The sequence below is a fragment of the Vibrio sp. 378 genome (genome assembly GCF_033339435.1).
Map to the genome: position 1 here is coordinate 1 of NZ_JAWOUO010000522.1, position 720 is coordinate 720.

Consider the following 720-nt stretch of genomic DNA (forward strand, 5'->3'; position numbering starts at 1 on the left):
TACTTCGGTTTCAAGTTTTTCAATATCGTTTAGTCACTGATGGTAAACGTCTCGACATCTGGATCACTATCATCTTGTGTCTGTGTCTGTGTCTGTGTCTGTGTCTGTGTCTGTGTCTGTGTCTGTGTCTGTGTTGTCACACCGTCGCTAGGTAAATCGACTTTAACTGGTTCTGCGTCTCCGTATTGGAACCCTTTGATCACCTGTTTTACGCCAGAGATATTCCGCGAAATCTCCGTCGCGCGTTCACCTTGCTGAGCGGTTACATAGCCAAACAAAAATACGTCACCATCCTCTGTAATGACTTTGACTTTAACGCCATTGAGGTCTGAGTCGGTTAATAGAGCCGATTTTACCTTGGTTGTGATCCAGCTGTCGTTGCTGATTTGCGTCACGCTCAATGGCTCTTTAGCCTTAATTTGGTTATGAATGGTTTTGACGCCATCAATGGCTCTAGCTCGTTGCTCAATTTGATTAATCAAATCTTGAGTTGGAGCTTGGCCCATTAAAACAACCGTACCATTGTACGAGCTCGCAATAACTCGAACATGCCCTTTAAATGGTTCTTTATTACCGATCGCTGCGACTTCAAATTCAATATTGTTGTCTTGCCAGATCTGCTTCGTGGTGCGAGTATCTGTCACAATATTTGCCGTGGTGGCAGCTCCAGCAATGAACAGTCCCGCACATCCGCTCAAGCTTAAGATGGTACATAAAATG

General features: G+C 44.6%; 1 protein-coding gene. It reads right to left on the minus strand.

The window, feature by feature from the left end:
• Window positions 1-29: 29 nt before the first annotated feature.
• Complete coding sequence (locus tag R7Q48_RS27300; protein ID WP_318133389.1) at window positions 30-719, minus strand: BON domain-containing protein; 690 nt, start codon at window positions 717-719, stop codon at window positions 30-32.
• Window position 720: the final 1 nt, after the last annotated feature.